At 70.4% G+C, this 26,436-nt stretch carries 23 protein-coding genes; 14 read left to right on the top strand and 9 right to left on the bottom strand.

Annotation, left to right across the window (positions count from 1 at the left end):
- Nucleotides 1-5: 5 nt before the first annotated feature.
- From mtrB to raiA, 4 genes are all read left to right on the top strand, one after another.
- On the top strand, nucleotides 6-1,676 hold the full coding sequence (gene mtrB, locus CBF90_RS07275; RefSeq protein WP_023955376.1) for an MtrAB system histidine kinase MtrB: 1,671 nt from the start codon (nucleotides 6-8) through the stop codon (nucleotides 1,674-1,676).
- Nucleotides 1,673-3,349, top strand: coding sequence for an LpqB family beta-propeller domain-containing protein (locus tag CBF90_RS07270; protein WP_088380248.1), 1,677 nt, complete (start codon nucleotides 1,673-1,675; stop codon nucleotides 3,347-3,349). Before mtrB ends, CBF90_RS07270 begins: the two co-directional genes overlap by 4 nt.
- An 87-nt stretch (nucleotides 3,350-3,436) precedes the next feature.
- Nucleotides 3,437-4,102: a ComF family protein gene (locus tag CBF90_RS07265; protein ID WP_242435612.1), complete on the top strand. Its 666-nt coding sequence runs from the start codon at nucleotides 3,437-3,439 to the stop codon at nucleotides 4,100-4,102.
- Between the two features lie 93 nt (nucleotides 4,103-4,195).
- Complete coding sequence (raiA, locus tag CBF90_RS07260) at nucleotides 4,196-4,858, top strand: ribosome-associated translation inhibitor RaiA (RefSeq protein ID WP_023955370.1); 663 nt, start codon at nucleotides 4,196-4,198, stop codon at nucleotides 4,856-4,858.
- 76 nt (nucleotides 4,859-4,934) lie between these two features.
- On the opposite strand, the gene CBF90_RS07255 is transcribed toward raiA, so the two are convergent.
- Nucleotides 4,935-6,260, bottom strand: a complete 1,326-nt coding sequence (locus CBF90_RS07255; RefSeq protein ID WP_023955368.1) for a hypothetical protein — start codon at nucleotides 6,258-6,260, stop codon at nucleotides 4,935-4,937.
- A gap of 160 nt (nucleotides 6,261-6,420) precedes the next feature.
- Here CBF90_RS07255 and secA point away from each other — a divergent pair, with 160 nt between their 5' ends.
- Nucleotides 6,421-9,210, top strand: coding sequence for a preprotein translocase subunit SecA (gene secA / locus CBF90_RS07250; protein WP_088380246.1), 2,790 nt, complete (start codon nucleotides 6,421-6,423; stop codon nucleotides 9,208-9,210).
- A 60-nt stretch (nucleotides 9,211-9,270) separates the two neighbouring features.
- Nucleotides 9,271-10,494: a pyridoxal phosphate-dependent aminotransferase gene (locus CBF90_RS07245; protein ID WP_023955364.1), complete on the top strand. Its 1,224-nt coding sequence runs from the start codon at nucleotides 9,271-9,273 to the stop codon at nucleotides 10,492-10,494.
- A gap of 7 nt (nucleotides 10,495-10,501) precedes the next feature.
- Here CBF90_RS07245 and CBF90_RS07240 read toward each other — a convergent pair whose 3' ends face one another.
- A complete protein-coding gene (locus tag CBF90_RS07240; RefSeq protein ID WP_023955362.1) occupies nucleotides 10,502-10,942 on the bottom strand; it encodes an Rv3235 family protein in 441 nt (146 codons plus the stop codon).
- 131 nt (nucleotides 10,943-11,073) lie between these two features.
- Here CBF90_RS07240 and CBF90_RS07235 point away from each other — a divergent pair, with 131 nt between their 5' ends.
- Nucleotides 11,074-11,655, top strand: coding sequence for a hypothetical protein (locus CBF90_RS07235; protein WP_088380245.1), 582 nt, complete (start codon nucleotides 11,074-11,076; stop codon nucleotides 11,653-11,655).
- Between the two features lie 4 nt (nucleotides 11,656-11,659).
- Here CBF90_RS07235 and CBF90_RS07230 read toward each other — a convergent pair whose 3' ends face one another.
- Complete coding sequence (locus CBF90_RS07230; RefSeq protein ID WP_023955358.1) at nucleotides 11,660-11,932, bottom strand: helix-turn-helix domain-containing protein; 273 nt, start codon at nucleotides 11,930-11,932, stop codon at nucleotides 11,660-11,662.
- A 98-nt stretch (nucleotides 11,933-12,030) separates the two neighbouring features.
- Here CBF90_RS07230 and CBF90_RS07225 point away from each other — a divergent pair, with 98 nt between their 5' ends.
- From CBF90_RS07225 to CBF90_RS07215, 3 genes are read left to right on the top strand one after another with little or no spacing between them, the layout of a single operon-like run.
- Entirely contained in the window at nucleotides 12,031-12,657 is a 627-nt protein-coding gene (locus CBF90_RS07225; RefSeq protein ID WP_088380244.1) for an SAF domain-containing protein, read from the top strand.
- Entirely contained in the window at nucleotides 12,657-13,919 is a 1,263-nt protein-coding gene (locus tag CBF90_RS07220; RefSeq protein WP_088380243.1) for a tyrosine-protein kinase family protein, read from the top strand. The genes CBF90_RS07225 and CBF90_RS07220 overlap by 1 nt, the downstream gene beginning before the upstream one ends.
- A gap of 9 nt (nucleotides 13,920-13,928) precedes the next feature.
- Nucleotides 13,929-15,422 (top strand): sensor histidine kinase, encoded by a 1,494-nt coding sequence (locus CBF90_RS07215; protein WP_036305931.1) that lies wholly within the window; start codon nucleotides 13,929-13,931, stop codon nucleotides 15,420-15,422.
- A 70-nt stretch (nucleotides 15,423-15,492) separates the two neighbouring features.
- Here CBF90_RS07215 and CBF90_RS07210 read toward each other — a convergent pair whose 3' ends face one another.
- Complete coding sequence (locus CBF90_RS07210; RefSeq protein WP_023955350.1) at nucleotides 15,493-15,741, bottom strand: WhiB family transcriptional regulator; 249 nt, start codon at nucleotides 15,739-15,741, stop codon at nucleotides 15,493-15,495.
- Between the two features lie 221 nt (nucleotides 15,742-15,962).
- On the opposite strand from CBF90_RS07210, the gene CBF90_RS07205 reads away from it, so the two are divergent.
- Nucleotides 15,963-16,349, top strand: coding sequence for a histidine kinase (locus CBF90_RS07205; protein ID WP_088380242.1), 387 nt, complete (start codon nucleotides 15,963-15,965; stop codon nucleotides 16,347-16,349).
- Nucleotides 16,350-16,365: 16 nt separating this feature from the next.
- Here the strand turns inward: CBF90_RS07205 and bcp are convergent, their stop codons facing one another.
- Genes bcp through aroA form a run of 3 tightly spaced genes read right to left on the bottom strand, consistent with a single transcriptional unit; the run spans nucleotide 16,366 to nucleotide 19,249 of the window.
- The gene (gene bcp, locus CBF90_RS07200) at nucleotides 16,366-16,833 is read right to left on the bottom strand and encodes a thioredoxin-dependent thiol peroxidase (protein WP_023955346.1); all 468 of its coding nucleotides are present in this window, start codon (nucleotides 16,831-16,833) and stop codon (nucleotides 16,366-16,368) included.
- A complete protein-coding gene (rsgA, locus tag CBF90_RS07195) occupies nucleotides 16,830-17,909 on the bottom strand; it encodes a ribosome small subunit-dependent GTPase A (RefSeq protein WP_064955658.1) in 1,080 nt (359 codons plus the stop codon). The genes bcp and rsgA overlap by 4 nt, the downstream gene beginning before the upstream one ends.
- Nucleotides 17,906-19,249 carry a 3-phosphoshikimate 1-carboxyvinyltransferase gene (gene aroA, locus CBF90_RS07190; RefSeq protein WP_088380241.1) on the bottom strand — a complete coding sequence of 448 codons (1,344 nt, stop codon included), beginning with the start codon at nucleotides 19,247-19,249 and terminating at the stop codon, nucleotides 17,906-17,908. The genes rsgA and aroA overlap by 4 nt, the downstream gene beginning before the upstream one ends.
- Before the next feature lie 126 nt (nucleotides 19,250-19,375).
- On the opposite strand from aroA, the gene CBF90_RS07185 reads away from it, so the two are divergent.
- A complete protein-coding gene (locus CBF90_RS07185; protein WP_197690566.1) occupies nucleotides 19,376-19,969 on the top strand; it encodes a sigma-70 family RNA polymerase sigma factor in 594 nt (197 codons plus the stop codon).
- The gene (locus tag CBF90_RS07180) at nucleotides 19,966-20,214 is read left to right on the top strand and encodes a zf-HC2 domain-containing protein (RefSeq protein ID WP_088380240.1); all 249 of its coding nucleotides are present in this window, start codon (nucleotides 19,966-19,968) and stop codon (nucleotides 20,212-20,214) included. Before CBF90_RS07185 ends, CBF90_RS07180 begins: the two co-directional genes overlap by 4 nt.
- Nucleotides 20,215-20,313: 99 nt before the next feature.
- On the opposite strand, the gene CBF90_RS07175 is transcribed toward CBF90_RS07180, so the two are convergent.
- The gene (locus CBF90_RS07175) at nucleotides 20,314-24,033 is read right to left on the bottom strand and encodes a multifunctional oxoglutarate decarboxylase/oxoglutarate dehydrogenase thiamine pyrophosphate-binding subunit/dihydrolipoyllysine-residue succinyltransferase subunit (RefSeq protein WP_172407800.1); all 3,720 of its coding nucleotides are present in this window, start codon (nucleotides 24,031-24,033) and stop codon (nucleotides 20,314-20,316) included.
- Nucleotides 24,034-24,243: 210 nt separating this feature from the next.
- On the opposite strand from CBF90_RS07175, the gene CBF90_RS07170 reads away from it, so the two are divergent.
- A complete protein-coding gene (locus CBF90_RS07170; protein ID WP_023955334.1) occupies nucleotides 24,244-25,701 on the top strand; it encodes a GuaB1 family IMP dehydrogenase-related protein in 1,458 nt (485 codons plus the stop codon).
- Here the strand turns inward: CBF90_RS07170 and CBF90_RS07165 are convergent.
- The gene (locus CBF90_RS07165; protein WP_083990522.1) at nucleotides 25,691-26,341 is read right to left on the bottom strand and encodes a GNAT family N-acetyltransferase; all 651 of its coding nucleotides are present in this window, start codon (nucleotides 26,339-26,341) and stop codon (nucleotides 25,691-25,693) included. The two genes, CBF90_RS07170 and CBF90_RS07165, sit on opposite strands and share 11 nt — an antisense overlap.
- Nucleotides 26,342-26,436 lie beyond the last annotated feature (95 nt).

Here is a 26,436-nt window from a genome sequence, read left to right as displayed (position 1 = left end):
CTCCGATGCCCATCCGCACCGTCACGACGGCGACGGTCGCGACGCGCGGGTGGCGATCGTGGGGGCGTCGGCTCGCCCGCACCTGGCGGCGATCGCTGCGGTTCCGCACCGTCGCGATCACGCTCGGCGCGACCGCGCTGACGATCACCGTGGCACTGGTGTGGATGTCGCTGGCGATTCAGAACGACCTCTTCGAGTCGCGCACCTCCCAGCTGCTCGCCGAGGCGCAGCGGGCGACGCAGTCGGCGCAGGCGACGCTGGATGCCGCCGAGGTCGGGGGCGACGTGGTCGCCGTCGACAACCTCATGGAGAGCGTGCGCACTTCTATTCAGCGCCAGTCCTCGACCGACCGCATCGCCGCGTTCCGGATTTCGTCGGAACCGTCGGCCATCGCGCCGCAGGACTTCGACTCGGCGGGTCTCCCCGCAGACCGGATCAGCGACGAGCTGCGCGCGCAGGTGCAGAGCGATGACGAGCTGCAGTGGTGGCAGCCCGTCGGCTTCGCCGCGTCAGCAGGAGGTCAGGTGCCCGGCATCGTCGTCGGGCAGCAGATCGTCCTCCCCGAGGTGGGGGCCTACGAGCTCTACCTCGGCTACGACCTGGCCAGTGAGGCGCAGACCCTCGCCTTCGTCCAGATCACGTTGTGGATCGTCGGCGTCGGGCTGGTCGTCCTCATCGGCGCGATCTCGTGGATCGTGCTGCGCTCGGTGACCGAGCCGATCGCGCAGGCGGCCGAAAGCAGCTCGCGGCTGGCGGCGGGCGACCTCGCGGTGCGGCTGCAGGTGCGCGGCGAGGACGAGTTCGCCACCCTCGGACGGTCGTTCAACGCGATGGCCGACAGCATCGAGGCGCAGATCAAGGAGCTCGCCGAGCTGTCGCAGGTCCAGCAGCGATTCGTCTCCGACGTCTCGCACGAGCTGCGGACGCCGCTGACGACGATCCGGCTCGCCTCCGACATGCTCAACGACCGGCGTGAGGACTTCGATCCCGTGGCGGCACGCGCGGCGGAGCTGCTGCACGACCAGGTGCACCGGTTCGAGGTGCTCCTCACCGACCTGCTCGAGATCAGCCGCTACGATGCCGGCTCGGTGCAGCTCGAGAGCGAGCCGACGAGTATGACCCAGCTCGCCGAGGACGTCATCGCCTCGATGGCTCAGCTCGCCGAGCAGCACGGCAGCGATGTGCGACTCGTCGCTCCGGGTGGCTATTCGCCCGTGGAGATGGACCCGCGGCGCGTGCGCCGGATCGTCCGCAACCTGCTGGGCAACGCGATCGAGCACGGCGAGGGACGGCCCATCGTGGTCAGCGTCGACAGCGACGCGCGGGCGGTCGCGATCGGCGTGCGCGACTACGGTCTGGGGATGCGGCCGGCCGACGCCGAGCGCGTCTTCGATCGCTTCTGGCGCGCCGACCCCTCGCGCAAGCGCACCATCGGTGGCACGGGGCTCGGACTCTCGATCGCCCTCGGCGACGCGCGGTTGCACGGCGGCACCCTCGCGGTGTGGTCCGAGCTCGGGCGGGGAACCAACTTCGTGCTCACGATTCCCCGGCGCAGCGAGCCGCTCGACGGTCACTCGCCCCTTCCGGTGGACCCGGGGGAGGATGGCGTACCCTTCGACGATCTGGGGCTGACCCAGCCGATCTCCCTTCCCCGTCCCGCGAAAGGCTCGTCGTGAAGCGTCTGCGCTCGGTCGCCGCCGTCCTCGGGATGCTGTTCGCCCTGCTGCTGGCCGGCTGCACGGGGCTGCCGACCTCGGGCCCCATCGTCGCGGGGGCGCCGATCGACCAGGAGGCCGGCGCGGTCGACTTCTCCTTCCTCCCCGACGATCCGCCGCCGGGGGCGACACCGCAGCAGATCGTGGCAGGATTCCTCGCGGCGGGGTCGGGACCCCGTGACGACTGGGGGACGGCTCGGCAGTTCCTCGCGCCGGACTTCCGCTCGTCGTGGCAGCCGACGGCCCGGGCCACCATCGACCTCCCGGGCGAACGCGTGTACACCGTCGCGGGCGACGGGACCGTCACCGTCGCCATCACCCCCGAAGCAGCCGTCGACGCCACAGGGGCGATGTCGGTGACCGACGGCGGCTCGATGCCGCTCGACTTCTCCCTCGTCGAGGTCGAGGGCGAGTGGCGGATCTCGAACGCGCCCGACGGCGTCGTGCTCGACCGCGCCCGGTTCCAGGCGGTCTTCCGCGAGTACTCGGTCATGTACTTCGACCGGTCCTGGACCTACCTCGTTCCCGACCGTCGCTGGTTCCCCGCGACCAACGCCGCCACCCACATCACCGAGGCCCTCATCGACGGCGACCCCAGCCCCTGGCTGTCGGGCGCGGTCTACTCGGCGTTTCCCGAGAGTCTCGAGCTCGCGACGCGCGCGGTTCCGCTCGAGGGGGGAGTGGCTCAGGTGCCGCTGTCGCAGTCGGCGCTGGCGATCGTGCCCGAGACCCGCAACCGGATGCAGGCGCAGCTGGACGCGAGCCTGCAGTCAGCCGGTATCCGCGGCGCCCAGATGTCGGTCGACGGCGAGCCGGTCGCCGCCCAGGCGGTCGACGTCCGACCGATCCGCGTCGATGTCCGGCCGGCGGTCTTGACCGAGGACGCCTTCGGATTCCTCTCCGGCTCCGAGATCGAGCCGCTGCCGGGACTGTCCGCCGTCCTCCCCGGTCTCTGGCCGGAGTCGATCCAGCTGGGGGCGGATCGCAGCACGGCCGCTATTCGGACGTCAGCCGGCGCTGTCGTGCGCGTGCGCGACGACGCGACTTCCGAGATCGTCGACGAGCGGACGGGCCTGATCGACCCGACCATAGATCCGCAGGGATTCATCTGGAGTGTGCCGTCCGGTGAGCCGTCGGGCCTGACGGCGACGGGCCCCGACGGCACGGTCGTCTCGATCGCCAATGCGTGGCCCGGGGCATCGCAGATCTCGAGCATCGAGGTGTCGCGCGACGGCACGCGCATCGCCGCCCTGGTGCGCGACGGCTCGCGTCCGGCGCTGTGGATCGCGGGCATCCTCCGCGACGACGACGGTGCTCCCGCGGGACTGGGGGATCGCGAGACCGTGGCGCTGCTTCCCGGCACGGGAATCGACGCGAGCTGGGTCGACGGATCGACCATCGCGGTCCTCGCGGAGGACGGCGATGCCGATGTCGTCATCTCGCAGTCGGTCGGCGGCTTCGGCGAAGAGATCGTCGCGCCGGCCGGTCCCGTCGCGATCGCCGCCACGAACCAGCTGCGTGCCGTCCGTCTCCTCGACGGCGAGGGCGTCCTCTACGCGCAGAAGGGGCAGGCCTGGCCGACGGTCGCGGGCGGCATCCGCGTGCTCGCCACCCAGCAGGGCGCGCCGCGCTGATCTCTCCCCGGCGATGGGCCCGACGCCGTCGTCCACCGTGGCGGGATGACGCTGCCGCTGACGGCGACGTGTCGACAGCATGGGGGAGTGCAGCCGGATCCCCTTCGTCGCGGGCCGTGGCGTGAGCACTTCGCCGACGCGCTCGATCTGCTCATGCCCGTCTGGTGCGCGGGATGCGACGCGCCGGGCCGACCGCTCTGCGAGATCTGCGCCGCGGAGATCGCTCGACCGCTTCGGCACGATGCCGACGGGCTCGAGGTCCGCAGCGTCGCGCGCTACGAGGGCACGGCCGCCCGTGTCGTCCGTGCTCTCAAAGAAGACGGCCGCACCGGCCTGGCCCGCCCGCTCGGCGCCCTGATGGCGGACCTGGTCCGCCAAGCGGGGTGGGCGGATGCCGTGCTGGTCCCGGTTCCGCCGTCACGGGCGGCGCTGCGCCGTCGGGGGTACGCCGTGCCCGAGCTGCTCGCGCGGCGCTGCGAGGCCCGTGTCGGGCGGTGGCTCCGCTGGCGTGGCCGTGCTCTCGACCAGCGTCTGCTCGGCCGCGCGGAGCGAGAGCGCAACGTCGCGGGCGCGTTCCTCGCGCGTCCGGGAGCGGGCGCCGTCGTCATCGTCGACGACGTGATGACCACGGGAGCGACGCTGCGTGCGGCGCGAAACGCGCTCAGCGCCGCCGGCCGGCGGGTCGTGGGCGCCGTCGTGCTGGCCGACACCCCGCTCCGGGTGAGCGCTGAAGGTATTCCCGGCGGTTCATGAGTGACAATGCTCGCTCGCCCCACTAGCGTGGGGGAGACCAAGGCGAACGAAGGTCCGCCCTTGAACCGGGCGGACCGGAGCAAGGAGGTCAGGATGGAAACCAGCATCGTCGGCGTGGGAGTCGGGATCACGGATCGCTTCCGCACGGTGGCTGAAGAGAAGTCCAGTCGCATCGAGACGCTCGCACCTCGTGCGCAGCGCCTCGACATCAAGGTCACGCATCATGCCTACCGCAACGGGCGCATGGATGACGAGACCGTCGAACTGACCCTCACCGGAAAGGGACCGATCGTCCGGGCCGAGGCCACGGACGGCGACAAGTTCGTCGCCCTCGATCTCGCGGTCGACAAGCTCGTCGAGCAGGTTCGCCGCGCCAAGGACAAGCGCGTCGATGCGCGGAACCACCCTCGAGGAGCCAAGCTCGACAAGGGAACCGGCGCTCTCGAGGGCATCGACGTCGAACCCGCATCGGTCGAGGTCCTGCGTGCCGTCGCGACGGGCGAAGTGCCCGTTGTCGGCGACTCCGCCGACGAGGACGACTACACGCCCGTCGTCATCCGAACCAAGGAGTTCGGCGCAGAGTGGATGACCGTCGAGGAAGCCGTCGACCGGATGGAGCTCGTCGGACACGACTTCTTCCTGTTCATCAACGCCCGCACCGACCACCCGAGTGTCGTGTACCGCCGCAAGGGGTGGGACTACGGTGTCATCTCGCTGACCGCGGCCGCTCCGCCGGAGGCCGAGCTCGCGTCCTGATCTGATGACGACGACGGGGGCGGGTGCCATCACGGCATCCGCCCCCCGTCGTGTGTGCCGGCCGAAGCCGGGGCTGTCAGTCGAACATGCCGTCGAGCATGCTGCCGATCACGAGACCACCCAGGATGCCGCCCACCATGTTGCCGCCGTTGCCGCGGCCGCCCCAGCCGCCGCCGTACCCGCCGGGGCCGCCCCAGCCGTCGTTCGGACGCGAGCCGTCGATGTCGCGCTGGGCGAGCTGCAAGGCCTCGCCCGCGAGGGCGGCGCACCGCCGCGCATCGGCGAGTGCCTTCTCTCGGTCGTCTTCGGGGATCGGGCCGACGGGAGCGAGCCCGAGGCGCAGACTCTCGGCCTCGGCGAGCCGCGTGCGCGCGTCGGCGCCGATCCACCCGCGGTGACCGGCGATAACGCTCCGCGCGACGGACAGCTGGCGATCGGCGTCGTCGATCGCGTGCCGGACGTGGCTCTCGGGCGGGATCGGGCGGGCAGCGCGCTCGCGGGCGGTGTCGACGGCGACGTCGAGTGCCGCGTTCTTCTCGCGGAGCATCGACAGCTCCGCGAACGGGTCGCCCGGAGTGCCGGCGGGGCTGACGCGCGTCAGCGCCTGCTGGAGTTCCGCCATGGCCGTGGTGACCGCCGGGGTCTGCGGAGCCGTGCGCGCCGCGACGAGGTCGTCGCGCGAGTCGGCGACGACGTCGGCGAGCGTGGACTGCGCCCGTAGAGCCTCGACCTCGAAGTCGTCGACCGCGTCGAGCAGGGTGCGCGCGCGGCGCACGGCTTCGGTGGCGGTCTCGAGCGCGATGTTCGCGGGACCGCGCTCGCCGGCAGCGCGCCGGCGCTCGGCGACATCCGCCCCGTGCTCAGCGAACTCGAGCAGTCCCGCGGCCTCATCCGCGTTCCCGCTGACCCGGTTGAGCGCGTCGGGGTGGTAGCGGCTCGAGACCCGGTCGATGACGGCGCGGGCGGGGGCGATGCGCTCGCGCAGGGCCGCGACGTCGGCCCGGATGCCGGCGAGGATCTCGGGTGCCCGCCGGGCGCGCTCGATCGCCTCGGACAGGGCCGAGACGCGGTCGTCGAGCAGGTCCTGGGCCCATTCGCACAGCTGAACGATGCGCGCGTTCCGCGTGCGCACCTCTTCGGGTGTGTCGGGGATCTCGTCGTGGTTGAGCTGCTTGAGGTGGAACGCCTCGCCGAGGTGGTGGCGCACTGCGGCGATCGCCTCGCGCAGCGGAGCAGTGGCCTCGTCGCCGAGCTCGGCCTCGGCGAACACCATCTCGTCGCTCGTGACACGCAGGCGCTCGTCCGCTCCGACGAGGGCGATGTCCGCCTCGCGTGCGAGGTTCGCGTCCGCGTCCGCGACATCCTGCTGTTCCCGCTTGCGTCTGCCCCAGAATCCAGCCATGCTCCGATCCTAGGTCTCGCGGTCGTCGCCGGACGGGAGGTCATCGTCTCTCGCAGGCGACGCCAAGGTCACGGGCCGATAACATGGGCTCCATATGCCCGTGCGCACGCGCGGGCGCGGCCGACGTGGCGTCGGCGCACCCGACAGATGGAGATCCGCTGTGGCCAACCCTCTCGAGAAACTGCTCCGCGCCGGTGAGGGCCGCGTGCTGCGCCGTCTGCAGCAGATCGTCAAGGCCGTGGGCGCGCTCGAAGAGGACTACGCCCGGCTCACCGACGACGAGCTGCGGAACGAGACCGCCGAGCTGCGCACGCGCTACGAGGCCGGCGAGACGCTGGACCGCCTGATGCCGGAGGCGTTCGCCGCCGTTCGCGAAGCTGCGAAGCGCACGCTCGGTCAGCGTCCCTACGACGTGCAGGTCATGGGCGGCGCGGCCCTTCACCTCGGGAACATCGCCGAGATGAAGACCGGTGAAGGAAAGACGCTGACGGCGACTTTCGCGGCCTACCTCAACGCCATCGCGGGCAAGGGCGTCCACGTCATCACCGTCAACGACTTCCTCGCCTCGTACCAGTCCGAGCTCATGGGCCGCGTCTATCGCGCGCTCGGCATGACCACCGGAACGATCGTCTCGGGTCAGACCCCCGAGGTCCGCCGTGAGCAGTACGCCGCCGACATCACGTACGGCACGAACAACGAGTTCGGCTTCGACTACCTGCGCGACAACATGGCCTGGCGGCGCGAGGACCTCGTGCAGCGCGGCCACTTCTTCGCCGTCGTCGACGAGGTCGACTCGATCCTCATCGACGAGGCCCGCACCCCCCTCATCATCTCGGGGCCGTCGTCGGGCGAGGCGAACCGCTGGTTCGTCGAGTTCGCGCGCGTCGCCCTCACCCTCGAACCGGGTGTCGACTACGAGGTCGACGAGAAGAAGCGCACTGTCGGTGTGCTCGAGCCCGGCATCGAGAAGGTTGAGGACTACCTCGGCATCGACAACCTCTACGAGTCGGCGAACACCCCGCTCATCTCCTTCCTGAACAACTCGATCAAGGCGCGTGCCCTGTTCAAGCGCGACACCGACTACGTCGTCATGAACGACGAGGTCATGATCGTCGACGAGCACACGGGTCGTATCCTCGTCGGCCGTCGCTACAACGAAGGCATCCACCAGGCCATCGAGGCGAAGGAAGGCGTTCCGGTCAAGGCCGAGAACCAGACCCTCGCCACCGTCACGCTGCAGAACTACTTCCGCCTCTACGACAAGCTCTCGGGTATGACCGGTACCGCCGAGACCGAGGCGGCCGAGTTCATGTCGACCTACAAGCTCGGCGTCGTCCCGATTCCGACGAACAAGCCGATGATCCGCAAGGACCAGCCCGATCTCGTCTACAAGAACGAGACCGCGAAGTTCGCGCAGGTCGTCGAAGACATCGTCGAGCGCCACGCGACGGGCCAGCCGGTGCTCGTGGGCACGACGAGCGTCGAGAAGAGCGAGTACCTCTCGCGTCTGCTCGCGAAGAAGGGCGTCAAGCACGAGGTCCTCAACGCCAAGAACCACGCCCGGGAGGCCGAGGTCGTCGCGCGTGCCGGTCGCCTGGGCGCCGTGACGGTCGCGACCAACATGGCCGGTCGCGGTACCGACGTCATGCTCGGCGGCAATGCCGAGTTCCTCGCCGTCCAGGAGATGAAGTCGCGCGGGCTCGACCCCGTCGAGACGCCGGACGAGTACGAGGCCGCGTGGGACGAGGTCTTCGCATCGGTCCGCGAGACCGTGGCCGAAGAGGCCGAGAAGGTCGTCGCAGCCGGCGGACTCTACGTGCTCGGCACCGAGCGTCACGAGTCGCGCCGCATCGACAACCAGCTGCGCGGACGTTCGGGTCGTCAGGGCGACCCCGGTGAGAGCCGGTTCTACCTGTCGCTGACCGACGACCTCATGCGCCTGTTCCAGTCGGGCGCGGCCGAGGCGATCCTCGCGCGGACGAACTTCCCCGAGGACGTCGCGATCGAGTCGTCGATGGTCTCGCGGGCGATCAAGAGCGCGCAGGCGCAGGTCGAGGCGCGCAACGCCGAGATCCGCAAGAACGTCCTCAAGTACGACGACGTGCTCAACCGCCAGCGCGAGGCGATCTACGCCGACCGCCGCCAGGTGCTCCACGGCGACGACCTGTCGGAGCGCGTGCAGCACTTCATCGAGGATGCCATCAGCGCCGTCATCGACGACCACACGTCGTCGGGTCACACCGAGAGCTGGGACTTCGACGCCCTCTGGACCGAGCTGAAGACGCTCTACCCCGTGGGCGTCACGATCGACGAGGTCGTGGCCGAGGCCGGGAACAAGGGACGCATCACCGCCGACGTGCTCAAGCGCGAGCTGCTCTCCGACGCGAAGATCGCCTACCAGAAGCGCGAGGAGACGCTCGGTGAGCCGGCCATGCGCGAACTCGAGCGCCGCGTCGTGCTCCAGGTGCTCGACCGCCGCTGGCGCGACCACCTCTACGAGATGGACTACCTCAAGGACGGCATCGGCCTGCGTGCGATGGCACAGCGCGATCCGCTCATCGAGTACCAGCGCGAGGGGTACGAGATGTTCCAGTCGATGATGAGCCAGATCAAGGAGGAGTCGGTCGGTTTCCTCTACAACCTCGAGGTCGAGGTCCGCTCCGCCGAAAGCGGCGACGTCGACGCCAAGGGGCTCACCCCGACGCCCGTCGAGACGCAGAAGCTCGAGTACTCCGCCCCGAGCGACACCGGGTCGGGCGAGGTCGAGGTGCGCAACGATCGCGGTCAGGTCCAGAAGACCGCGACCGCGAAGGCGCGTCAGCAGGCGGCCGAGCAGGAGGCCCCCGCCGACGCACCGCGCGGTGCGTTCGGGCAGAAGATGGGCGCGAACGAGGATGCCGGCGACGCGGGCAACCGTGCGGTGCGGCGGGCCGCGGGCAAGAAGAAGTGATCCGGCGAGCGGGCCACGCATCGTCGATCGGCCCGCTCGACCGCCGGATATCCTGATCGGATGAACCGCCGAATCCTCGATCAGTCATCGAAGCTCAAGGACGTCCTCTACGAAATTCGTGGCAGCGCCCTGGCCGAGGCCGACCGACTCGAGGCCGACGGGCATCGCGTGCTGAAGCTCAACACCGGCAACCCCGCCATCTTCGGGTTCGAGGCGCCCTTCCAGATCGTCCGCGACATGATCGAGTCGGTGCCGAACGCGCACGGCTACAGCGACAGTCGCGGCATCCTCTCCGCACGGCGCGCCGTCGTGTCGCGCTACGAGGAGGTTCCGGGGTTCCCTCACGTCGACCCCGACGACGTCTACCTCGGCAACGGTGTATCCGAGCTGATCACGATGACGATGCAGGCTCTCCTCGACGAGGGCGACGAGGTGCTGATCCCCGCGCCCGACTATCCGCTGTGGACGGCGATGACGAGCCTCGGCGGCGGCAAGCCCGTGCACTACCTGTGCGATGCGACGCAGGGCTGGGAGCCCGACCTCGAGGACATCCGCTCGAAGGTGACTCCGCAGACGAAGGCCATCGTCGTCATCAACCCGAACAATCCCACGGGCGCGGTGTACAGCCGCGAGGTTCTCGAGGGCATCGTGCAGATCGCCCGCGAGAACTCGCTCCTCCTGCTCTCGGACGAGATCTACGACCGGATCCTCTACGACGAGGCGACCCATATCCCGTTGGCGACCCTCGCGCCCGACCTCCTCTGTCTGACGTTCAACGGCCTCTCCAAGACGTACCGCGTCGCGGGGTACCGCTCGGGCTGGCTCGTCATCACGGGGCCCAAGGCGCATGCGAAGGGCTTCCTCGAGGGCATCCAGCTGCTGGCCTCGACCCGCCTGTGCCCGAACGTGCCCGCGCAGTTCGCGGTGCAGGCCGCGCTGTCGGGCGTGCAGTCGATCGAAGCGCTGATCGCGCCGACGGGGCGGCTGCACGAGCAGCGGGATGCCGCATGGGAGGGGCTCGAGAGCATCCCGGGCGTGACGTGTCACAAGCCCGAGGGGGCGCTGTACGCGTTTCCACGCCTCGATCCCGAGGTCTACGACATCCACGACGACGGCAAGCTCGTCTACGACTTCCTCGTGGCCGAGCACGTGCTGCTGGTGCAGGGGACCGGGTTCAACTGGCCCGACCCCGACCACCTGCGGATCGTCACGCTGCCCGAGGCGCGCGTGCTGACCGAGGCGATCGAGCGCCTGGGCAACTTCCTGTCGTCGTACAAGCAGTAGGAGCCGGTCACAGCAGGGCGAGCGAGGTCGCCCGCCATCGGCCGTCGAGGCCCTCGAGCCGGAGCGCCACCGCGCGCGTGCGGTGCGGGGTGGTGACGATCACCGTTCCCTCGACGACGCCGTCGGCCGGTTCGCACATCCGGACCCTGACGATCGAGTAGACAGGTCGCGCCGGGGTGACCTGCCGGGCGCTGCGTGCGCGCGCCGCGAGGTTCGCGCGTGTCACCAGCACCCGGAAGGCATCCTCGCTCAGCCACCGGGCGAGCTGCTCGACTTCACGGACTCCGGCGAGAACCTCGAGGACACCGCGGGTCAGGTTGCGCACCAACGGCTCGGGATCCGGGAGATCGGCCGTCGAGGTCGGCTGCGCGGCGAAGTACTCCGCGATGTCGAGCGAGGACCCGATGCGGGGGTACCGGCGGGGTTCACCGGCGCTCATCGACGTCATCGCGCGAACCTCCTTCCATCGGCTCTGTCAACGCCGATGAGTACAGCACACTGCCGAATCCGGCCGGATGAGAATTCTCCAACCTGTGGACAGGCTGCTCCGGGCAGGTGCACTGCCGATAACCTCGCGGGGTGCGATGGCAGCGCCTCTTCGAAGACCTCGAACACCAGCTCGACTCCGAGTGGGAGGCCGAGCGTGCCGCGCTCGACACCGAGGCCGAACGATTGCGCCTCTCGCGGCTCACACTCCGCGAGCGCCTCGTGGAGCTGGTCGGCCTCGAGATCGCGGTCGATGTCATCGCCGCGGATGCCGTTCGCGGTCGCCTGACCGGCGTCGGATCTGACTGGATCGCCGTCGAGAACACCGCCGGGTCCCGAGCCGCGGTGGTCCCCCTCGACGCCGTGGCCTCGATCGCCGCGGCAGAACCCGATCTGCTCCGCAGCGCTCGCCCCACCCGGAGCCACTCCGCGCTCGCCGAACGCATGACCCTCGGTTTCATGCTGCGCGATCTCGCGCGTCGTCGCGTCGGCGTCCGCGTCGTGGTGGCCGGGGGGACGAGCTGGACGGGAACCATCGACCGTGCGGGCGCGGACCACGTCGATTTCGCCCTCCACGACGCGGGGGAGCCCCGCCGCGCGAGCGCCGTGACCGGGCACCGGATCATCGGCTATCGGGCGCTGCGAACCGTGCACCTCGACGGATCCGCCGGGTGAGGGGTCACTCCGGCCGTCGCTGCCGCGCCCAGAGCTCGGGGAAGCTGGCGACTTGCGATTGCTGCCACAGCGCGGCGCGACGAGCATCCTCGACCTGGGCATCGAGGTAATCCTCGACGCTCGCCGATTCGATGCGCCAGCGGGCGGGCGTTCCCACCTTGGCCCCGACGAGCCGGCCCTCGTGGACGAGCGCGATCACCTCGTCGACCTCGATCTGCAGCGTCTCGGCGACCTGGGACGGGGTCAGGAAGCGCGCGCTGTCGGGGATGGCGGGCATGCCTCCATTATCCGCGCGCGCTCGTTCCTCTGCCCGGCCCTTGACACCCCTGTGGACAACGGCGGGCGTCGTCTCCTCCGCTCGCGCACGATGGGGGTATGGCCGTACGCACCTCCCTCCGCAGCCGCATCCGACGGGCCGACGCACGCGTCATCATCGGCGTCGTTCTCGTGCTGGTCTCCATCGCCGGAGTCTGGTCCGTCGTGTCTGCGGCACGGCAGACCTCGACCGTTCTCAGCGCGGCCCGGACGATCGTCGTCGGCGAACCGGTCGACGCCGCGGATCTGCGGGTCGTCGAGGTGGTGCTGGGGCCGGCAGGCGATCTCTACGCCGCGCCGGGGACCCTCGAGCCGGGCGGGGTCGCGTCGCGGACGATTCCGGCCGGCGAACTGGTGCCGCGCGCCGCGGTGGCCTCTCCCGCGGAGGCGGACGCCACGACGGTCGTCGTGCAGACGACGAATGCCGTACCCGGTTCGGTGACGGCGGGTACCCGCGTCGAGGTGTGGAGCGCACCCCGGCGTGAACGCGACGTGTTCGCCGACCCCCGCATCCTCGTCCCCGACGCGACGGTGCGAGCTCTGCAGAGCAGCGAAGGGCTCGTCGGGCAGCAGCGCTCCGCCGCGGTCGAGCTGGTGGTTCCGCGTGATGACGTCGCCGCCGTGCTCGCCGCGATCGGCTCGGGGGATGCCATCTCCGTGATCCCCGCCACGGGCGGCGGACGCTGATGCGCGTCGTGGTGGCGATCCCGGAGCACGCGCCGTTCGTCGAGCGACTGCGCGCGGGCGGCCTCGCGGACGTGGCAGTGCTGGCCGCCGACGACGTGGCCGTCGCAGCACGCGGCCTCTCGGGTGCCGGAGCGGTGAAGGGGACGGTCCAACGGCCGGGCGCGGCGGACACCGTGGCGAGTGCCGACGTGCTGATCCTGGCCGCATCCCGATCGTGGCTCACGCGCGAGGTCGTGGAACTGTGCGACCGGACGGCGACCCGGATCGTCGCCTGGGCGCGAGGTCCCGCCGAGCGCCGCGCCGCGGAGATCCTCGGGATCGCGGTCGTCGATGCGGGGACGGATGCCCTGGATGCCGTCACAGCAGTGCCTGCCGCGGGGCAGGCCCGCTCGTCGCGCGGACGGGTGATCGTGGTGTGGGGCGCGTCCGGCGCGCCGGGGCGGACGACGCTGGCGATCGAGCTCGCTCGCGAGACCGCACGCGACGGCCGCCGTGTCGCGCTCGCCGATGCCGACACGCACGCACCCGCGATCGCCATCGCGCTCGGCGTCCCCGACGAGGGACCAGGCCTCGCGGCCGCGTGCCGCCGGGCATCGCGGGGCGAGCTGACGCCCGGCGAGTTGGCGCGCATCGCCGAGCCTGCCGGCGCCGTCGAGGTGCTCGCCGGGATCAACCGCCCGTCACGCTGGCCGGAACTCGGGTTCGACCGGGTCGCCCGCGTGCTCGAGACGTGCCGTGACTGGGTAGATGACGTCTTCGTCGATGTCTCCGCCTCTCTCGAGCGCGACGAAGAGATCGTGAGCGATCTCGACGGGCCCCGCCGCAACGGGGCCACGCTCGCCGCGCTCGAGGCGGCCGACGCGGTCGTTGCCGTCGCGGCCGCCGACCCGGTGGGACTCTCGCGCTTCCTGCGGGTGTATCCGGACCTGCGGTCGATCGTGGGGGCGGTGCCCGTGCACGTGGTGGTCAACAAGCTCCGCGGCGGCCCGCTCGGGATCGACCCGCGAGGTCAGATCCGTCGCAGCTTCGAGCGCTACGCGGGCATCGAGCGATGCTGGTTCGTCCCCTGGGACCCCCGCGCCACCGACGCCGCGCTTCTCGCAGCCCGGCCCGTCGGGGAAGGCAACGGACGGGGATCGATCCCGGCTGCCGTCCGTCGCTTCGTCGGCGAGGTGATCTCGCCACCCGCCCGCCCGGCCGAGGAGGCCCGCCGGCGGCAGCGTGTGACGGCGGGCGCCGCGGCGGCGGGGCCGGCCCCCTAGTCTGGGATGGTGTCGACCCTCAGCGATCTCGTCCATGCTCAAGGACTGTCCACCGACGCCGATGTCGAGTGGCTGCACCGCCTCGCCGGTGACGGCCAGCTGCTGGCCGATCTCGCGTTCGCGGACATCGTCATCTGGGTGCCCACGGCGGACGACTCGTTCATCGCGGTCGCGCACACCCGGCCCGGGGGAGCGGCGACGCTGTTCTACCGCGACATCGTCGGCGATCGGGTGCGGCCGCAGTGGCGTACGCAGGTGAAGGACGCCTTCACCCAGGCGCGCATCGTCGACTCCGCCTCACCCGACTGGTTCGAAGAGACTCCGACGCGCGTGCGAGCGGTGCCCATCGTGCGGGAACGGGCCGCCGAGGGGCGCCCCGCGCACGTCGTCGGTGTGCTCACGCGGCACACGAACCTCGGTGAGGCGCGGACGCCGTCGCGTCAGCAGATCACGTTCAACGATTGCGCCGACGACCTGTTCGGAATGGTCGCCTCGTCCGATTTCCCCGACCTCAATGCCCCGACCGCGCCGCGTCGCGGTGCGCCGCGCGCATCCGACGGACTCATCCGGCTCGACGTCGACGGCATGACGACCTTCGCCAGCCCGAACGCGCTGTCGGCCTTCAACCGGCTGGGCTTCGAGGACGAGCTCGAGGGGGAGCCCCTCATCGAGGTCGCGACGGCCATCCTCCCCAGCAAACGCGAGTTCGACGAGTCGCTGCCGATCGTGATGGCCGGCCGTGCACCATGGCGCGCGGACATCGAGGCGCGCGGAGTGACCGTCTCGCTGCGGACGATCCCGCTGCGCGACCACGGGACCCGCATCGGTGCGATCGTGCTGTGCCGTGACGTCAGCGAGATCCGTCATCAGGAGCAGGAGCTCATCACCAAGGACGCGACGATCCGCGAGATCCACCACCGGGTGAAGAACAACCTGCAGACCGTCGCGTCGCTCCTGCGCATCCAGGCCCGCCGGACGCATTCGGAGGAGGCGCGCGACGCGCTGACACAGGCCATGCGTCGCGTCTCGGCCATCGCCGTCGTGCACGACACCCTCTCAGAGGGACTCGCGCAGAACGTCGATTTCGACGAGGTCTTCGCACGGGTGCTCAAGCTCGTCGCCGAGGTGGCCGCAGCCCCCAACACCCGCGCCCGGACCCGGTCGACCGGCCGCTTCGGGACCCTGCCCAGCGAGTACGCCACACCTCTCGCTCTCGCGCTCACCGAGCTCGTGACGAACGCCGTCGAGCACGGGCTCGCCGGCACCGAGGGCGACGTCGAGATCGTCGCGGAACGTTCGGCGGAGCGCCTCGAGGTCAAGGTACGCGACTCGGGAAGCGGACTGCCGGAGGGTCAGGTCGGGCGCGGCCTCGGCACGCAGATCGTTCGCACGCTGATCCAGGGCGAGCTCAGCGGGACGATCGACTGGCACACGCTCGTCGGGAGCGGCACCGAGGTGACTATCGACATCCCGCTGCGTTACATCGAGCGAGACGCGAGCTGAGCGGGGCGGTCGGTCTCGCCGACCGCGGTGCCTCGGCGCCGCGTCGGCGACGCCGAGAGCGGAGAGCGCCTCAGGAGGCGCGGCGTGCGCGTGCGGCGCGGCGCTTCAGTGCGCGGCGCTCGTCTTCGGAGAGGCCTCCCCAGACGCCCGAGTCCTGGCCGGTCTCGAGGGCGTACTGCAGGCAGATCTCGGTGACCGTGCAACGGGCGCAGACGGCCTTCGCCTTCTCGATCTGGTCGACGGCGGGGCCGGTGTTGCCCACGGGGAAGAAGAGTTCGGGGTCGACGGTCAGGCAGGCAGACTTATCGCGCCAATCCATGTGGTGCTCCTTGGGGTGGTGATTCTGTCAGGCCGGACTCGGGTAGTCCGGTACCCTGGTTAAGTGTGCGAGCGGATGCTCGCCCCACTTCGCTGTGGGAGCACACGGCTTGGTCTATCGTCCCATAGCCCGGACAGATGAATCAAGGGTGAACTGCGTATTTGCTCGCCGCCGGGCCGTGAATATCGGTTTCGTGCGGCCCGGACCGAAGGTCGGATGCCATGGCCCCTTCTGCTGTCGAACGCATCGCGGGAGCTGTGCTCGCCGCCGAGGCCGCCGCGCTGCTGGCGGTCGTCGGATGGGAGATCGTCGCTCTCGTCGGCGGCGACACGATCGACGTGCCGAGCTCGGTGGCGCTCATCGTCCTGACGGCGATCGGTGCGGCCGCCCTCGTTGCCTTCGCCGTCTCCGTCTGGCGCCGGGTCTCGTGGGGCCGATCCGGAGGCATCGTGGCGCAGCTGCTCATCCTGGCTGTCGCTCTCGGAGCTGCCACGGGACAGTACGCCGACGCCGGTACCGCTGTGCTCATCGCGGTACCGGGCATCGTCGGCTTCGTGCTCCTCGTGGCCGCCACGCGGCGCGCGGCGCGCGATCGCGGCGAAGCCTGAGGCCGGCCCGCCTCCGTCAGGCCAGGCCGAGCAGCGTCCGGACGCGGGCGACGTGGCCCGTGGCCTTGACGTTGTAGAGCGCGTGCTCGATCCGGCCGTCGGCGTCGATGACGAAGGTCGAGCGGATCACCCCTTCGACGGTCTTGCCGTAGTTCATCTTCTCGCCCCACGCGCCGTACGCCTCGTGGACCGCGTGGTCGGGGTCGCTCAGCAGCGGGTAGGTCAGCTGCTCCTGCTCGCGGAAGCGCCGCAGCTTCGCCTCGTCATCGCGCGAGATCCCGATGACCTCGATGCCCGCGGCTCGCAGCGACTCGACGCTGTCGCGGAAGTCGCACGCCTCGCGCGTGCAGCCCGGGGTCATCGCCGCGGGGTAGAAGAAGACGACCGTGCGCCGTCCGCGCAGGTCCGCCAGCGACAGCGCCGATCCGTCCTGGTCGTCGAGGGTGAATGCGGGGGCGAGGTCGCCCGGTTCCAGACGCGTCATGAATCCAGCCTAGAACGACGTACGGCTGGGTCGACACCGGCCGAGAACGTGCCGAGCAGACGCTGCAGCGAATCGAGGCGGGCCGGTCCGCGTTCTCCGAGCCGCCCCGCTGCGACCGCCTCGATGATGGCGCAGTCGGGTGCGTCGGGCAGGTGGGTGCATCCGCGCGGACACTCCTCGGCGACGGCGGCGAGGTCGGTGAAGGCGGCGAGGATGTTGGCCGGATCGACGTGTCCGAGGCCGAACGAGCGCACGCCCGGCGTGTCGATGACCCACCCGCGTCCCTCCGGCCCGCGGTACCGCAGCGACACCGTCGAGCTCGACGTGTGCCGGCCGCGCCCGGTGACCTCGTTGACGTGCCCGGTCGCCCGAGCCGCGGTCGGCACCAGGGCATTGACGAGCGTGGACTTGCCGACGCCGGAGTGGCCGACGAACACCGTCGCATGGCCCACGAGCCTCGCCCCGAGCTCGGCCACCGGCATCCGGCCCCGTCCGCTCGTGAGGACCTCGAGGTCGTCGACGCCCTCGAAGTGCGCGAGGAACGCCGAGGGGTCGGCGAGGTCGGTCTTCGTCACCACGAGCAGGGGGTGGATGCCGGCATCGAGCGCAGCGATGAGGTATCGGTCGACCAGTCGCGGGCGCGGCTCGGGGTCGGCTGCGGCCACGACGATGACCATCTGGTCGGCGTTGGCCACGACGATCCGCTCGACCTGGTCGGTGTCGTCTGCGCTGCGCCGCAGCAGCGTCGTGCGTGGTTCGATGCCGACGATGCGGCCGAGGGTGCCTTCGTCTCCCGAGACGTCGCCGACGACTCGTGCCCGGTCGCCGCTGACGATCGGCTGCTTGCGCAGCTCACGCGCGCGCACCGCGAGAGCGGTGTGCTCGTCGTCGCCGTCTTCGTCGATGAGCACGGTGTAGCGGCCGCGGTCGACGCCCACGACGCGAGCCACCTGCGCGTCGCTGTGGGCAGGGCGCCGCTTCGTGCGGGGTCGGTTCGCTTTCGGATTCGGACGCATCCGGATATCGGACTCGTCGTACTCCTCGTCGAGGTCGTCGTCGCCGCCGAGCCAGCTCACCCGTCGACCCGCACGTCGTCCGCGAGCATCTCGGCCCACAGCTCGGGGAACTCGGGCATCGTCTTGGCGGTCGTGCCGATGTCGTCGACCTCGACCCCCGGCACGCGCAGTCCGATGATGGCACCGGCGGTCGCCATCCGGTGGTCGTGGTGAGCCCGCCAGAGTCCGCCGCGCAGGGGCGCCGGCGTGATCCGGATGCCGTCTTCGAGCTCTTCAGCCGAACCGCCGAGCGCACGCAGATTGCCGACGAGGGCGGCGATGCGGTCGGTCTCGTGGCCGCGGATGTGCCCGATGCCGTGAAGCGTGCTCGGCGAATCCGCGAACGCTGCCAGGGCGAACAGCGACGGGGTCAGCTCGCTCGCGGCGGACAGGTCGAGATCGACTCCTCGGATCTCGCCGGTTCCGGTGACGGCGAGCACGCCGCTGCGTCGCGTGACGCGCGCCCCCATCTCGGTGAGGATGTCGGCCAGCAGGGCACCCGGCTGGGTCGAGTGCACGGGCCAGTGCGGCACGGTGACACGGCCGCCGGTGAGGACGGCGGCGGCCAGGAACGGAGCCGCATTGGAAAGGTCGGGCTCGATCGTGAGCTCCTTGCCGCGCAGCGGACCGGCCGGCACGAGCCACTCCCGCTCGCTCGGTCGCTCGACGACGACCCCGCGGTGGCCGAGGGCCTCGACCGTCATGTCGATGTGGGGAAGACTCGGCAGGCGGTGGCCGTCGTGCACGAGCCGCAGGCCGACGTCGAAGCGAGGCGCGGCCAGCAGGAGGCCCGAGACGAACTGGCTCGACCCGCTCGCGTCGATCGTGACCTCGCCGCCGCGGACGTGGCCGTGGCCGTGGACAAGGAAGGGCAGTGTCCACCGGCCGCCGTCGTCGATGTCGACGCCGAGCTCGCGAAGGCTGCGGATCATCTCGGCCATCGGGCGGTGCAGCGCGCTCTCGTGAGCGGTGACGGTGACCTCACCGCGGGCGAGGCCCGCCAGGGGAGTAACGAAGCGCATGACGGTGCCGGCCTGACCGCAGTCGACGACGGCGTCGCCGACTTCCTCGCCGAACGGCGTCACGACGAGGTCGGGGCCGAATCGGCCATCGCCGGGCACGGCCTCGATGTGGGCTCCCAGAGCCCGCAGGGCGTCGATCATGCGTGCGGAGTCGTCGGAGTGCAGCGGCGCGATCAGGCGGGAGGGCGTCTCGGCCAGGGCGGAGAGCACCAGCTCGCGGTTGGTGATCGACTTGGACCCGGGGACGGCGACCTCGGCTCGGACGGGGGCATCGGCGACGGGAGCGCGCCACGGCGCGCCGATGTCGGCGGGACGGGGGGAATACGCGGCGGGGGTCATGGGTTTCCACAGTATCGAACCCGTTCGTCCTGTCGAGGATGTTCGAAACACGGAGGAAGGGAGTCCATGATCGCACTCGCCGATCCCACAGTCGTGCCGTGGGACGCCCACGTAGACTGGCCGCTGATGGAAGAGCAAGCGGTCACGGATCCGAGCGCCCAATTCGAGGAGCAGGCGCTCCCGTTCATGGACCAGCTGTACGCGGCGGCCATGCGGATGACCCGCAACCCGGCCGACGCGGCAGACCTGGTCCAAGAGACGTTCGTGAAGGCCTTCGCTTCGTGGTCCTCCTTCACGCAAGGGACGAACCTCAAGGCGTGGCTGTACCGGATCCTGACGAACACCTACATCAACACCTACCGCAAGAAGCAGCGGGAGCCCTATCAGGGCACCATCGACGACCTCGAGGACTGGCAGCTGGGCGGTGCGGAATCGACCACCGCATCCAGCAGTCGCTCCGCCGAGGCCGAAGCGATCGACCACATGCCGGCATCCGCGGTGAAGGATGCTCTGCAGTCGATCCCCGAGGATTTCCGGCTGGCGGTGTACCTCGCCGACGTCGAGGGCTTCGCCTACCAGGAGATCGCCGACATCATGAAAACCCCGATCGGCACGGTCATGAGCCGTCTGCACCGTGGCAGACGCCTCCTACGTGACCTGCTGGCCGACTACGCGAAGGAGCGGGGCATCGCGACGCCCCCCACGAGGAGCAAGAAATGAGTGACTGCGGCTGCGACAAGGCGCGACGCGACCTGGAAGAGTACCTGCGCAACGAGGTCTGCAAGACCGAGCACGCCGACATCCGTGAGCACCTCGAGTCGTGCCCGGCATGTCGTGACGAGGCTCTGGTCTCGCGTACGCTCACCGAGGTCGTCGCCCGCGCCTGCCGGGAATCGGCCCCCGAAGAGCTCCGCGACCAGGTGCTGGCACGCCTCCGGCAGGCCCAGGAGGCCGCGCACGCCTGAGCGGCGCTGATCCCGCCCGATCGGCCGATCACGCCGCCACGGGCAACGTGAAAGGGGCGGACGTTCTTCGCACGTCCGCCCCTTTCGTCAACCCCTGAGTCAGAGGGTGAGCGCCTGCTCGATGAGCTTGGCCTGCTCGACCGCGTGCACCTTGGGCGAACCGGTCGCCGTCGATGCCGCTGCGGGCCGGGTGATGCCGCGCACCGCGCGGCCGTCGAGCTTCGCGGCGGCCTCGAGCGCGATGAAGGGCCACGCTCCCTGGTTCTCGGGCTCGTCCTGAACCCACACGACCTCGGCGTTCGGGTAGCCCGCGAGGACCGCCTTCAGCTCGTCGATCGGCGCCGGGTAGAACTGCTCGAGACGCACCAGGGCGATGGCGGGGTTCGGCTTCTTGTCGAGCTCGGACTTCAGATCCCAGTGGATCTTGCCCGAGTGCAGCAGCACCCGCTTCACCGCGCTCTTGTCGGAGATCGCGGTGTCGTCGATCACGGGCTCGAACTTGCCCTTCTGGAAGTCCTCGACGGGGCTCGTGGCGCCGCGCAGGCGCAGCATCGCCTTCGGGGTGAACACCACGAGCGGGCGACGCGGACGCGCGTACGCCTGGCGGCGCAAGAGGTGGAAGTACGACGCCGGCGTCGAGGGGCGAGCGACGGTCATGTTGTCCTGCGCGCACATCTGCAGGTAGCGCTCGATGCGAGCGGACGAGTGGTCCGGTCCCTGGCCCTCGTAGCCGTGGGGGAGCAGCAGGACGACGCCCGACTGCTGCGCCCACTTCTGCTCGGCCGAGGAGATGAACTCGTCGATGACCGACTGGGCGCCGTTGGCGAAGTCGCCGAACTGCGCTTCCCACAGCACCAGCGAATCCGCCCGCTCCACCGAGTAACCGTATTCGAACGCCATGGCCGCGTACTCGCTCAGCAGGGAGTCGTAGACGTAGAAGCGGCCCTGGTTCTCGGACAGGTTCGCGAGCGGGAGCCACTCCTGGCCGTTCGCACGGTCGTGCAGGACGGCGTGGCGCTGCACGAACGTGCCGCGACGCGCATCCTGCCCGGCGAGGCGGACGTTGGTGCCCTCCATCAGCAGCGATCCGAACGCGAAGAGCTCGCCCATCGCCCAGTCGATGTTGCCGTTGCGGCTCATGTCGTGGCGCTTGTCGAGCAGCTGCTTGAGCTTGCCGTGCACGGTGAAGTTCTCGGGGGCGTTGACGAACGCGTCGCCGATCTGCCGGATGACGTCTTCGCCGACACCCGTCGTCTCGGGGGCGCCGACGGCCTGGTCGATCGGGCCCGACAGACCCACCGGGCCGGACGCGCCGGTCTCGGCGGCGTGCGTCTCGGCGAAGGCGACCTCGAGGCGATCCTGGAAGTCGCGCTTGGCCTGCTCGTACTCCTCCTCGGTGATGTCGCCGCGTCCGACGAGCGACTCGGTGTAGAGCCGGCGGACCGACCGCTTCGCCTCGATGAGGTTCGTCATGAGGGGCTGCGTCATCGAGGGGTCGTCGCCCTCGTTGTGGCCGCGGCGGCGGTAGCAGACGAGGTCGATCACGACGTCGCGCTTGAACTCCTGGCGGTAGCGGAACGCCAGCTGGGCGACGTGGACGACGGCCTCGGGGTCGTCGCCGTTGACGTGGAAGATCGGCGCCTGGATGGTCTTGGCCACGTCGGTCGCGTACACCGAGGTGCGGGCGTCGAGGGGGAGCGTCGTGAAGCCGACCTGGTTGTTGACCACGACGTGGACGGTGCCGCCGGTGCGGTAGCCCCGCAGCTGCGACATCTGCAGGGTCTCGACGACGACCCCCTGGCCGGCGAACGCCGCGTCGCCGTGCACGAGGATCGGGAGCCACGAGAACGACCCGATCGGACCGCGGTCCTGCTTGGCACGGACGATGCCCTCGAGGACGCCGTCGACGGTCTCGAGGTGTGACGGGTTCGCGGCGAGGTACACCGGCAGTTCGTCGCCCTCGTCGCCCACGAAGGTGCCCTCGGTGCCGAGGTGGTACTTGACGTCGCCGGAGCCGCTCTTCGAGCCGATCGCGACGGAGCCCTCGAACTCGCGGAAGACCTGTCCGTACGTCTTGCCGGCGATGTTCGTCAGGACGTTGAGGCGGCCGCGGTGGGCCATGCCGATCGCGGCCCCTTCGAGTCCGGTGCGCGCCGCGCCCTGGAGGACCTCGTCGAGCAGCGGGATGAGCGACTCGCCGCCTTCGAGGCTGAAGCGCTTCTGACCGACGTACTTGGTCTGCAGGAACGTCTCGAACGCTTCGGCCTGGTTGAGCTTGCCGAGGATGCGCAGCTGCTCGTCGTGACCGGGCTTCTGGTACTTGACCTCGACGTTGTCCTGGAACCACTTGCGCTGCTCGGGGTCCTGGATGTGCATGTACTCGATGCCGATCGTGCGGCAGTACGAGTCGCGCAGGACGCCCAGGATCTCGCGGAGCTTCATGACGCGCTTGCTGCCGAACCCGCCGGTGACGAACTCGCGGTCGAGGTCCCAGAAGGTCAGCCCGTGCTGCTCGATCTCGAGGTCGGGGTGCGTGCGCTGGCGGTACTCGAGCGGGTCGATGTCGGCCATGAGGTGGCCCCGCACGCGGTAGGAGTTGATGAGCTCCTGCACACGCGCGGTCTTGTCGACGCGCTCGGCGAGGTCGACGTTGATGTCGGTCGACCACTGGATGGGCGCGTAGGGGATGCGCAGCGCGGCGAAGATCTCGTCGTAGAAGCCGTTCTTGCCGATGAGCAGCTCGTGGACGGTCTTGAGGAACTCACCCGAGCCCGCGCCCTGGATGACGCGGTGGTCGTAGGTGCTCGTCAGCGTGATCGTCTTGCCGATGCCGAGGTTGACGAGCGTCTTCTCGCTCGAGCCCTGGAACTCGGCAGGGTAGTCGAGCGCGCCGGCGCCGATGATGCTGCCCTGACCGCGCATGAGCCGCGGAACCGAGTGCACCGTGCCGATGCCGCCAGGGTTGGTCAGCGAGATCGTGGTGCCCTGGAAGTCGGCCGCGGTCAGCTTGTTCTTGCGGGCCCGGCTGACGAGGTCCTCGTAGGCGGCCAGGTACTCGCCGAAGCTGAGCGATTCGGCGCGCTTGATGCTCGGCACCATGAGCGCGCGGGTGCCGTCGGGCTTGGGGAGGTCGATCGCGATGCCGAGGCCGACGTGCGCGTGCGCGATGACCGACGGCTTGCCGTCGACCTCGGCGTAGGAGACGTTCTGGCTCGGGAAGGCCTTGAGCGCTTGGATCAGCGCCCAGCCGATGAGGTGGGTGAAGCTGATCTTGCCGCCGCGCGTGCGCGCCATGTGGTTGTTGATGACGATGCGGTTGTCGATCATCAGCTTCGCGGGGATCGTGCGCACACTCGTCGCGGTGGGGACCGTGAGCGAGTCGTCCATGTTGGCGGCGAGAGTCTTCGGCATACCGCGCAGCGGGGTGACGACATCCTCGCGCTGCTCCACCTCGGCGGCGGGCGTCGTGGGAGCCTGGGCGGGCACCGGCTGGGCGGCGGCGGGACGGGCCGTCGTGCGCGCGACCGGCTGCGAGCCGACCGTCGGCACGGGCGCCGTCACGGGGTGGGAGGCCGCGGCGGGCTGCGCGGGGGCCGATTGCGCGGGAGCGGCCTCGGCGGGCTTCGCCGGTGCGGATGCGGCGGGCTGGGAGGCGCCGCCGTTCATGTGAGCCGCGTAGGCCTCGAGCGTCGGCCACCACTCCTTGTCCACCGAGTTCTTGTCTTCGCGGAACTGTTCATACAGTTCCGCGACGAGCCATTCGTTCGCCCCGAACTCTCCGTCGTTCGAGGTTCCGATTCCGGTCGCCTGGCTGGACACGGCAGATCGCCTGCTTTCATCGGTGAAGATCAGTTCTCACGGCGGTGGTCCGCCGCCGCGCACAGTCTCCTAGGGTAGCCCAGATCAACGGGCCGGATGCCGCGACGGCGCCCGTGGTATCGCATCGTGATCGAGCCCGCCGACGACCGGCCGCGGCCGCCCCGGCGCATGCCCGGCTGTCTGCCGGGTCAGCGGCGTAGCGTAGGGAGCATGCGTTTCTCCGGTGCTGAGCCCACGGTCGACCTGACGTACTCCGACGTCTTCCTCGTGCCCCGCCGGTCGGCGATCACGAGTCGGCTCGACGTCGACCTCGCTCCCGGCGACGGCACCGCCGCCACACTGCCGATCGTGTCGGCGAACATGAACTCCGTCACCGGTCCCCGCCTGGCCGCCACGCTCGCGCGCCGGGGCGGGCTCGGCGTCCTGCCGCAGGACATGCCGCTGCAGGACCTCGATGCCGCCATCCGCTGGGTCAAGGACCAGCCGGTCGCCTGGGACACCCCGATCGTGCTCTCACCGGATGCCACGGTCGCCGAGGCATCCCGCATCCTTCCCGCGCTGGACGGGCACGGGATCGTCGTCGCGGACCCGTCGGCGGCGACGCTGCGCATCGACGACATCACCGGGATCGTTCCGGCCGCCCGCCTCGCCACCGCGCTGCCGGACGCCCGCCTGGGCGACCTCGTTCGCGGGCGCGCCACCGCGATCGATGCCGACGACGTCTCCGATCCTCGCGCCGCCTTCGACCTCATCGACGCGGCCGACGTCCCCGTCGTCGCGATGCTCCACCAGGGAGCGCTCGTGGGCACGCTGTCGCGCCGCAGCGCACTGCGCACCGCGATCTACCGCCCCGCCGTCGACGGCGACGGGCGTCTCATCGTCGCGGCGGCGATCGGCATCAACGGCGACGCGGCGGCCAAGGCGCAGGCGCTCGCCGCCGCGGGCGTGGACGTGCTCGTGGTCGACACCGCCCACGGGCATCAAGAGGGGATGCTGCGCGCGCTGCGCGAGGTCGCAGCGCTCGACCTCGGTCTGCCGATCGTCGCGGGGAACATCGTCACGGCCGACGGCGTCGCCGACCTCGTCGAGGCGGGAGCGACGATCCTCAAGGTCGGCGTCGGGCCCGGGGCGATGTGCACGACGCGCATGATGACGGCTGTCGGGCGGCCGCAGTTCTCCGCCGTGCTCGAGACCGCCCAGGCGGCCGCGGAGCGCGGGGCCCACGTCTGGGCCGACGGGGGAGTCCGCTATCCCCGAGACGTGGCGCTGGCGCTCGCCGCGGGTGCGGCATCCGTCATGATCGGCTCGTGGTTCGCCGGCACGATCGAGTCGCCCGGCGAGGTGCAGCTCGACGAGGAGGGGCGCGCGTTCAAGGAATCGTGGGGCATGGCTTCGACGAAGGCCGTCGTCGGCCGGTTCGGACGCCTCGACGCCTACGAGCGAGCCCGCAAGGAGCTGTTCGCCGAGGGCATCTCGTCGTCGCGGATCTACCTCGACCCGCTGCGCCCGGGCGTCGAGGATCTGCTCGACATGATCACCTCGGGCGTGCGCTCGTCGTTCACCTACGCGGGAGCCGCGACGGTCGCAGAGTTCCACGAGCGCGCGACGGTCGGCCTCCAGTCGGCCGCCGGCTACGAAGAGGGCAAGGCGCTCCCCGTCAGCTGGTAGGGCTCGCCGCCCGCGACGGCCCGCGGCCGGACGACTCCCATTCGTCGCGCAGCACACCCATGACCACCGAGTCGTAACGTCGGCCGCGCACCTCGCGCGCGTCGCGGAAGCGCGCCTCCTCGGCGAAACCGAGACGACGGCCGACAGCGAGCATCCGCTCGTTCCCCGACCAGGTCGCGTAGTCGAGCCGGACCACGGAGGTGGTGCGGAAGAGGTAGTCGGTCCAGATGCGCAGGGCCGCGGTACCCACCCCGCGGCCGCGCTGCCCCGGGTCGTAGACCGTCAGGCCCATCCGACGCCAATCCGAGGCTTCCGACTCCCAGTGCCACGAGACGGTGCCGAGCATCGTCGCCGGATCGTCCGTCGTGACGATGACCGCCCGCGTCAACGGGGCGTGCGCGGCGTACGATCCGTCGGCGATGCTGGATGCGAGCCGCGCGCACGCGGCATCCACCCCCGCGCCGTCGAGCTTGGGGAAGTAGGGGCCGTCCCAGCGATGCCAGTCCTGATCGGGCTGGAGCCATCTCCGGTACGACTCGACATCGGCCGGCACGAACGGACGCACACGGATGCCGCGGCTCTCGCCGATACCCGTCGTTCGGTCTTCCACGTTCCCCGGCGCGCTCGTCGAATCCGTCATGGGTCGATTCTCGCGGCTGCGCCCGGCAGGCCCGACAGGCGTAAGATCGGGCGCACGATGGACGACCCTCCCAGTTGCCGACCCTCGCCCCGCCG

The sequence above is a fragment of the Microbacterium sp. AISO3 genome (assembly GCF_002204305.1).
Taxonomy (GTDB): domain Bacteria; phylum Actinomycetota; class Actinomycetes; order Actinomycetales; family Microbacteriaceae; genus Microbacterium; species Microbacterium arborescens.
The sequence above is the reverse complement of the archived record's forward strand: the minus strand, read 5'-3'. Positions and strand labels throughout refer to the sequence as shown.